General features: G+C 59.5%; 7 protein-coding genes. All 7 read right to left on the minus strand.

The genetic code is table 11. The annotated features are described in order from the left end of the window. Positions 1–356 precede the first annotated feature (356 nt). The gene (astE, locus tag H8S59_RS24695) at positions 357–1,364 is read right to left on the minus strand and encodes a succinylglutamate desuccinylase (RefSeq protein WP_187523122.1); all 1,008 of its coding nucleotides are present in this window, start codon (positions 1,362–1,364) and stop codon (positions 357–359) included. A gap of 32 nt (positions 1,365–1,396) precedes the next feature. After that, complete coding sequence (locus tag H8S59_RS24700; protein WP_027900080.1) at positions 1,397–1,681, minus strand: hypothetical protein; 285 nt, start codon at positions 1,679–1,681, stop codon at positions 1,397–1,399. A 63-nt stretch (positions 1,682–1,744) separates the two neighbouring features. Then, a complete protein-coding gene (gene astB / locus H8S59_RS24705) occupies positions 1,745–3,091 on the minus strand; it encodes an N-succinylarginine dihydrolase (protein WP_187523123.1) in 1,347 nt (448 codons plus the stop codon). Positions 3,092–3,230: 139 nt separating this feature from the next. Beyond that, the gene (gene astD / locus H8S59_RS24710) at positions 3,231–4,706 is read right to left on the minus strand and encodes a succinylglutamate-semialdehyde dehydrogenase (RefSeq protein ID WP_187523125.1); all 1,476 of its coding nucleotides are present in this window, start codon (positions 4,704–4,706) and stop codon (positions 3,231–3,233) included. After that, positions 4,703–5,728, minus strand: coding sequence for an arginine N-succinyltransferase (gene astA / locus H8S59_RS24715; RefSeq protein WP_095094602.1), 1,026 nt, complete (start codon positions 5,726–5,728; stop codon positions 4,703–4,705). Before astA ends, astD begins: the two co-directional genes overlap by 4 nt. A gap of 76 nt (positions 5,729–5,804) precedes the next feature. After that, positions 5,805–6,836 carry an arginine/ornithine succinyltransferase subunit alpha gene (gene aruF / locus H8S59_RS24720; RefSeq protein WP_027900076.1) on the minus strand — a complete coding sequence of 344 codons (1,032 nt, stop codon included), beginning with the start codon at positions 6,834–6,836 and terminating at the stop codon, positions 5,805–5,807. A 147-nt stretch (positions 6,837–6,983) separates the two neighbouring features. Then, positions 6,984–8,204 (minus strand): aspartate aminotransferase family protein, encoded by a 1,221-nt coding sequence (locus tag H8S59_RS24725; protein ID WP_187523124.1) that lies wholly within the window; start codon positions 8,202–8,204, stop codon positions 6,984–6,986. Positions 8,205–8,434: the final 230 nt, after the last annotated feature.

The following is an 8,434-nucleotide window of genomic DNA, read 5'->3' on the forward strand; positions in this document are numbered from 1 at the left end:
GCAGACGCTGAATCTTTATCTGCGGAAATACCGTCTTCCCGGCTAAAGCCGGTCCCACGACATTGTATAGATCCTGTGGGAGCGAGGCTTGCCCGCGATAGGGCCACCACTATTCAGCAGGTTCAACGCGTTATCGTTCATCGCGGGCAAGCCCGGCTCCCACACGAGATTGCGCTCTTCCGTAGGGACCGGCTTCAGCCGGGAAGAGGCCAGGGCAGACGCTGAATCTTTATCTGCGGAAATACCGTCTTCCCGGCTAAAGCTGGTCCCACGACATTGCGCTAATACCCGGAATTGCGCAGAACCTGGGTGCGCTGCTTGCCAGAAATGGGAGCGCCGCAATGATCGCGTCAGGCTCAAACCAGCCCATCCGCCGTAGCAGGCACAATCAATATCCCCGCCCGCAGGCCATTCCTGACCTTGGGATTCGGGAAAATGATCCTCGCGCCCTCTTCTTCCACCACCCAGCGTGAATGGCTCAGGTCGTCAGCCAGGACGTAACCCTTTTCCAACGATGAGAAATTCTCGACATCCACAGGCAAGTGCAGCCTGAAATTATCGCTGTGCTTGATGATTTCCCGAGCGACGGCGAACAGTTGCAAACCCTCAAGACTTTCGTCCACCGCAGGCTCGGTGCCTGTGATCATTTGCTCCAGACACGTGCGCAAGCGAGTCAGATCAACACCCTGGTTATGGCCGAAGGGCCGCGCCTTGCCCAGTTCCAGGGTGAAAGCCTCGGCTCCGAGCTTGTCGTAGGTGTAGGCGCTGAACACGATTGAGGGTTTGTTCTGCAGCAATACCGCCGTCATGCCGGCTGCCTTTAACCGCGCCAGCTCCCGGCGAGAATGCTGACGCCCCTCTTTCCAGGGATAGAGCGCGAACTGTTCGATCTTCGAACCACGAATCGCGGTGTGCAGGTCGTAGTGCAAACGGTAACGGTCCGGAATGCTGAAAAACGTCGCCGCCAGCCGCTCCAGCTCGCAGGCCCGCAGCGCCTCAGCGCCCTCGCTGTGCTCGTGACGCCCGTTGAACAGCCGGTTGACGTCCTGTTCGACATAGCGATCGCCACGGCGCATGGCGTCGGGGTTGCCAAACAGAAAAAGAATACGTGCCCGCGGCTGTAATTCGCTGCGGGCAATGCTGCGGATCAATTCATCCAGCAGCTCGATAGGTGCCGTCTCATTGCCATGAATACCGGCGGACAACAGCAAATCCATGCCGTTATCCCGATCCTGGGCAGGACGCACTTCCAGCGCGCCTTCGCTCAGCCATCGCAATCGCACTCCGGCGACTGTCACTTGAGTCTTTTCTGCCGGTTCACGTCCAGCCAAAGTCAGGTCAAGCAGTTTACCGAGGGCGAGCATAGGCGCTGTTCCCGTAGTGGGTGAAGTGGGTCTTAGTGATTGCAGTCCGGGCCGTGCACATGCTCTTCGTCTTCACCGACGTCGGCAGGCTCCATTTCCAGCTGCAGGCTGACCAGATTGGTCGCCAGAGGACGCAACAACAGGTTGGCGTACTCGGCATCACCTTCTTCAACATCGACGCCAATCAGCAATTGGCCGCGGCCATCGTGCTGAATCCAGATTTCCTTGCCCTGCCAGACGACCGCAACGCGGGTGCAGGAGGTTTCCAGCTGGGTGCCATCGGTGTCTTCAAGGATCAACTGCAGGGTGTCGCTCATAATCGGTGTTCTCTATGGAGAGGTAAGGACAGCGGGTCGTGCCAGGCACCACCCGCCGGAATTTCAGGCCAGCTGAAAAGGATAAACCGCGCCCAGTTTAAGGATTTGCGTCAATTCATCCAATGCTGCGCGGCATTCGAGCAGCAATTGCGGGTCTGCCAGATCATCTTCGCTCATGCGATCACGATAATGTCTGTCCACCCACTGGGTCAGCGTGTCGTACAGCGGCGCGGTCATGATAACCCCGGGGTTGACCGCCGCCAGCTCGGTTTCATTGAGCGCGACCCGCAGACGCAGGCACGCCGGGCCGCCGCCATTCTGCATGCTCTGTTTGAGGTCAAAGACTTTGACCTCCCTGACCGGGCCAGCGCCCGCAATCAGTCCTTGCAGGTAACGCCAGACCCGCTCATTGCCGCGACACTCTTCGGGCACGACCAGCAACATGGTGCCGTCGGGGCGGGACAACAGCTGGCTATTGAACAGGTACGAACGCACCGCATCCTCGACCGAAACTTCGGCACGCGGCACACATATCGCATTGAGCTGCGCACCGCAACGGGCGAGCTTATCCTGCAATTCAGCCAGCAGGCGCTCGGTGTGAAGAAAGGCGTCCTCGTGATAGAACAACACTTCGCCGTTACCCACAGCGATCACATCGTTGTGAAACACGCCCTGATCAATCACCGCCGGGTTCTGCTGACCGTAAACGACGGCGCTGTCACTCAAACCATGCAAGCGAGCCACGGCCTGGGATGCTTCGAGAGTCTGACGCGCTGGATACTTCTGCGGTTCAGGAAATCGCGAATCAAAGGCGCTGCGGCCAAACACGAAAAACTCTACCCCAGCCTCGCCATAGTCACGGCACAGACGGGTGTGATTGGCCGCTCCCTCATCACCAAACTGGGCAACAGCAGGCAAGGCAGCGTGATGGGCAAAATGCTGCGAATTCGCGAACATGGCCGCCAGTACACGGCTGGTGGTCGGATGTTCGATGCTGCGATGGTATTTGCAGGCCAGGTTGGCGGCGGTGAAATGCACGCGACCATCGGCGGTGTCGGCGCTCGGGCTGACGGTTGCGGCGTTGGCGACCCACATGCTCGAGGCGGAACAACTGGCAGCCAGCAGGGGTTTGGCCTGCCTGGCAGCCTGCTCGATCACCTGCGCGTCTGTGCCGCTAAAGCCAAAACGGCGCATACCGGCGACATCCGGTCGCTCTTGTGGCGCGAGAACACCTTGGGTAAACCCCATGTCCATCAGCGCTTTCATCTTTGCCAGCCCCTGCAACGCAGCTTCGCGCGGGTTGGAGGACTGCTGGCAATTGCTCTGCGAGGCGACGTTACCGTAGGACAGCCCGCCGTAGTTATGCGTCGGCCCGACCAGGCCGTCAAAATTGACTTCGTATGATTTCATCGGCTCGGCTCCGTGGATCTTTTTATTACCTGTTGGAGCGAGGCTTGCCCGCGAAGAACGATAACGCGGTGTACCTGCCCCCCGCACCAAATCATTCGCGGGCAAGTCGGATTGCCGCCCACTCGCTCCAACAGGTTCTCTATTTTCTCAACAATCGCACACCGGGCGTCAGGGTCGCGGGCAAGGTCAGGCTGCTGCTCTCCAGCGAGGCCACCGGATACGCGCAATAATCCGCCGCGTAATACGCACTCGCCCGATGATTACCGGATGCGCCCACCCCACCAAACGGCGCGCTGCTTGCGGCGCCGGTCAGCTGTTTGTTCCAGTTGACGATCCCCGCCCGGCTTTCCAGCCAGAACTGTTTGTAACGCGCTTCAGAGTTCGACAGCAGACCCGCAGCCAGACCGTATTGGGTGTCATTGGCCAACGCGATGGCGCTATCGAAATCGTTATAACGCAGCACTTGCAACAGCGGGCCGAACAGCTCTTCATCAATGGGATCGCTGACCTCGGAAACATCAATGATGCCCGGTGTCAGCAACGCCGCCGTCGCGCGAGGCTGGGTCATTTCCAGCAATGCCGTAGCGCCATTGGCGAGCAGTTGTTCCTGCGCTGCCAGCAAGGCACTGGCGGCGTGCAACGAAATGACTGAACCCATGAACGGCGCAGGCTGTTGATCGTAAGCGCCCACTTCGATAGTGCGCGTGACCTCAACCAGACGCTCAAGAAATGCATCGCCCCAGACGCCTTGCGGCACCAGTAAACGCCGGGCGCAAGTGCAGCGTTGCCCGGCGGAAATGAAAGCAGACTGGATGACCGTGTACACCGCAGCGTCTACATCGGCGACCTCATCGACAACCAGAGGGTTATTGCCGCCCATTTCCAGCGCAAGGATCTTGTCAGGACGACCGGCAAATTGCTGATGCAGGGCATTGCCGGTACGACTCGAACCGGTGAAAAACAGACCGTCGATGCCAGAGTTGGCAGCCAGAGCGATACCGGTGTCACGACCGCCCTGCAGCAGGTTCAACACGCCCGCAGGCAAACCGGCCTCTATCCAGCACTTGACCGTCAGTTCGGCGACTTTCGGGGTCAGCTCACTGGGTTTGAACACGACGGTGTTACCCGCCAGTAAAGCAGGGACGATATGGCCATTGGGCAGATGTCCAGGAAAGTTGTAAGGCCCGAACACGGTTACCACGCCATGGGGCTTGTGACGCAGCACCGCATTTGCATCGCCCAGCGGACCACTTTTCTCGCCGGTACGCTCCCGGTAGCTCTGCACGGAAATAGCGATTTTGTTGACCATGCTGGTCACTTCAGTCGCCGACTCCCAGAGTGGCTTGCCGGTTTCTTCACCAATGCATTGCGCCAGGGCATCGGCCTGTTTTTTCAGGTTCGCAGCGAAAGCTTCCAGCACCGTGATGCGATCTTCCAGGGTCCGGCCGGCCCAGGCAGGAAAAGCCTGTCGCGCAGCGCCCACGGCTGCGTCGACCTGAGCAGCCGTTGCACCTTGCCCGGACCACACAACTTGCTGAGTCACCGGATTGAGCGACTCGAACGCCTCGCCCTGCCCGACCTGCCAGTTGCCTGAAATATATAAGGTGCTCATCAGACCGCCTCCCGCGCCGGGGACAGTGGAACCGCCCGGACATTGTCGCCCGCACTCAGGCGCAGACGCTTGGCGGTTGCCGGGGCAACCACCAATGTACCGGCAGCAAAACGCGCCGCACCTACGGTAATGCGGCAATCTTCGCGCTTGCGGTTGTGAATCAGAAACTGCGTGGCATCGTCACCCGGCGTGCCGATGGCGAGTACCAATGTTGCGCTGTCACGCACGGCGCGGATCTTCGCGGTTTCACATTCAACCGCTGGACCGGCGTCGAAGATATCCACGTAGCCCTGATAGCTGAAGCCTTCGGCCTTGAGCATGGTCAGCGCGGGCTCGGTATCGGCGTGCACCCGGCCAATCACATTGCGGGCGTCTTCAGAAAGGAAGCAGCTGTACAGCGGGAACTTGGGCATCAGTTCGGCAATGAACGCCTTGTTGCCAACGCCCGTCAGGTAGTCCGCCTGGCTGAACTCCATCTTGAAGAAGTGTCGACCCAGGCTTTCCCAGAACGGCGAACGCCCCTGCTCATCGGACATGCCGCGCATCTCGGCGATGATCTTGGCGCCGAACAACTGCGGGAACTCGGCAATGAACAGCATTCGCGCCTTGGCCAGCAGACGCCCGTTCAGACCGTTCCGAAAATCGCTGTGCAGGAACAGCGAGCACAGTTCGGAATTACCGGTCAGGTCATTGGCGAGGAACAGCGTGGGAATTTCACGGTAGATATTCAATTCTTGAGAAGCGCTGACCGTCAGGCCCACCCGGTAGTTGTACCAGGGCTCGCGCAGACCAACCGCCCCCGCAATGGCGGAAATACCCACTACGCGGCCGTCATCGTCTTCAAGCACGAAAAGGTAATCCGCATCACCGCGCCCGGCTTCGCCGCGAAAGGTCTTCTCCGCCCAACCGACCCGGTGCGCCAGGCGTTCTTCATTGGCGGGCAAGGTCGTCAGGCCAGCGCCTGTGCTGCGCGCCAACTCGATCAGCGCTGGCAGGTCACTGCTGCTTACGGGACGAACGATCATGCTATCTCCTCAATACCGCTTCCCTCGGGAAACGGCGAAACTCGCTAAACCAGCCAATCCACTTTCAAATGGCGTATCAGACCGCCACGACCCGCACGCTGGCATCTTCACCGACACCCAACGCTTCGGCTGCCGCCAGACTCAGCGCCACCGGTTTGCCTGGCGCCCAGTCCAGCTCCAGCAATATCGCCCGATAATCCTGCAGCAGACCATTGGCAACCAGATACAAGCGGCCACCGGAACCGGTATCAGTGGATCGTTGAGCATCGATTTTGACGGGCACCAACCGGCTCTGGGCGATGGAACGAATCCCGGAAACCCGCGCATGCAGGGTCGGGCCACCGTCGAAGATATCGATGTAATGATCGGTCTCGAAGCCTTCACGCATCAGGATGTCGAAGGTGATCTGTGCCCGCGGATGCACCTGCCCCATGGCTTCCTGAGCAGCATCCGGCAAGAGCGGCACGTAGATCGGGTAATGCGGCATCAACTCGGCGAGGAACGTCCGGCTTTTCAGCCCGCACAGACGTTCGGCTGCGGCATAGTTCAAATCGAAGAAGTTGCGCCCAATGGCATCCCAGAACGGCGAGTCGCCATTTTCATCGCTGTAGCCGACGATCTCGGTCACCACCGAATCCGCAAAACGCTCCGGGTGGCTGGCAACAAACAACAGGCGTCCACGTGAGTTAAGCTCCGACCACGCACTGCCCACCAGCTCAGGCACCACGTAGAAACTGGTCAGCAAACTGTTGCCGGTCAAATCGTGGCACTGAGACAGGACGTGAATCTTGTTGTGAATCTTCAACTCACGAGAAGCGTGAACGAAGGTTTCGTTGCGGAAGCTATAGAAGGGTTCGGAATAGCCCGCTGACGCGACGATCCCGGAACAGCCCACCAGTCGTCCGCTTTCGCTGTCTTCCAGGACGAAGAAGTAGGTCTCTTCGCCGTTGAAGCTCACTTCGGCCGCAAACGAGGCTTCCGAAGCGGCGATCTTGTCGCCAAGCCGCCCCGCGTCGTCAGGCAGGGACGTGACACCGATCGGGCTGTCGGCAGCGAGGCGTTGAACCTCGGCCAGATCAGCCATTTGCGCGGGGCGCATCACGAGCATGGTGCCACTCCTTACCAGAACACAGACCGGTCAAACCCGGCACAGAAAAAAAGCGCCACATGGATCAACGCCACATGGCACAGGAAAATGTCCGACGCCTGCCGTGCAGGCAAACGTCGGAAGGTGCTGCGTTGGATCAGCCCGCCATCAAGCCTGAGTCAGCTTGGCCACAGCGCGCTCGAAGCGATCCAGACCTTCGTCGATGTCAGCCTCTTCGATCACCAGACTTGGAGCGAAACGCACTACGTCAGGACCGGCCTGCAGAATCATCACGCCTTCATGCTCGGCGGCATTGAAGAAGTCTTTGGCCTTGCCCTTCCAGGCGTCGGACAGTACGCATCCGATCAACAGGCCCATGCCGCGAACCTGAGTGAATACACCGTACTTCTCGCCGATCTGCTCCAGACGCGCTCTGAACTTCGCGTGTTTGGCCGTTACGCCGTCGCGGACTTCCTGGGTGTGAACCACGTCCATCACTGCGTTACCCACCGCACACGCCAAAGCGTTGCCGCCGTAAGTCGTACCGTGGACGCCGACGGCGAAGTGCTTGGCGAGCTTTTCGGTGGTCAGCATGGCCGCCATCGGAAAACCGCCGCCAATGCTCTTGGCACTGGAAAGGATGTCCGGCGTGACGCCGTAATTCATGTAGGCAAACAGACGACCGCTGCGGCCCATGCCGCTTTGCACTTCGTCGAAGATCAGCAGCGCTTTGTGCTCGTCGCACAGTGCGCGTGCACCTTGCAGGTATTCGAGTTCGGCTGGCAGTACGCCGCCTTCACCCTGAATAGGCTCCAGCACCACGGCGCAGGTCTTGTCGGAAATCGCGGACTTGAGCGCCGCCAGGTCGTTGAACGGCACGTGGGTGATGCCAGTAATCTTCGGCCCGAAACCGTCGGAGTACTTGGACTGACCGCCCACGGTCACGGTGAACAGCGTACGACCGTGGAAGCTGTTCAGCGCGGCAATGATTTCATACTTGTCCGGACCATACAGATCATGGGAAACGCGACGCGCCAGCTTGAAAGCGGCTTCGTTGGCTTCGGCACCGGAGTTACAGAAGAACACACGCTCGGCGAACGTGGCATCCACCAGCTTCTTCGCCAGACGCAGGGCTGGCTCGTTGGTGAACACGTTGGAAACATGCCAGAGATTGTTGGCCTGCTCAGTCAAGGCACCCACCAGCGCCGGATGGCAGTGGCCCAGTACGTTGACGGCAATCCCGCCGGAGAGATCCACCAGCTCACGGCCCGCCTGGTCCCAGACTCGGGAACCCGCACCGCGCACAGGGATGAACCCGGCCGGGGCGTAATTGGGGACCATTACCTGGTCGAAATCGGCGCGTTGCACCGCAGCTTGCTCAACGGACATCGGAGTCTCCTGAAGAGGAACGCCTGCCTGAAACTGGCGAGCGATGGGAAGATTGTAAGGACTGGTCTCACTCCGGCCTTGCCGCCAGGCGACAACTTGTTACAGCACAAAACCGGGTTTTTCGGTGACTTTCGGCAATGCGACATTAACCATCGCAAAGGCGCAGTTTAAACGTTGCGGGCGGATTGTTGCAGATACAGATGCGTGGAATTACCTGAACGAAAGCTGTA

The organism is Pseudomonas folii, assembly GCF_014357575.1.
GTDB classification, from domain to species: Bacteria; Pseudomonadota; Gammaproteobacteria; order Pseudomonadales; family Pseudomonadaceae; genus Aquipseudomonas; species Aquipseudomonas folii.

Bases quoted from the DNA above. Each gene is read 5' to 3' on its own strand.
- astA (WP_095094602.1), bottom strand. From the start codon at position 5,728: ATGATCGTTCGTCCCGTAAGCAGCAGTGACCTGCCAGCGCTGATCGAG.
- H8S59_RS24700 (WP_027900080.1), bottom strand. From the start codon at position 1,681: ATGAGCGACACCCTGCAGTTGATCCTTGAAGACACCGATGGCACCCAG.
- astE (WP_187523122.1), bottom strand. From the start codon at position 1,364: ATGCTCGCCCTCGGTAAACTGCTTGACCTGACTTTGGCTGGACGTGAA.
- aruF (WP_027900076.1), bottom strand. From the start codon at position 6,836: ATGCTCGTGATGCGCCCCGCGCAAATGGCTGATCTGGCCGAGGTTCAA.
- H8S59_RS24725 (WP_187523124.1), bottom strand. From the start codon at position 8,204: ATGTCCGTTGAGCAAGCTGCGGTGCAACGCGCCGATTTCGACCAGGTA.
- astB (WP_187523123.1), bottom strand. From the start codon at position 3,091: ATGAAATCATACGAAGTCAATTTTGACGGCCTGGTCGGGCCGACGCAT.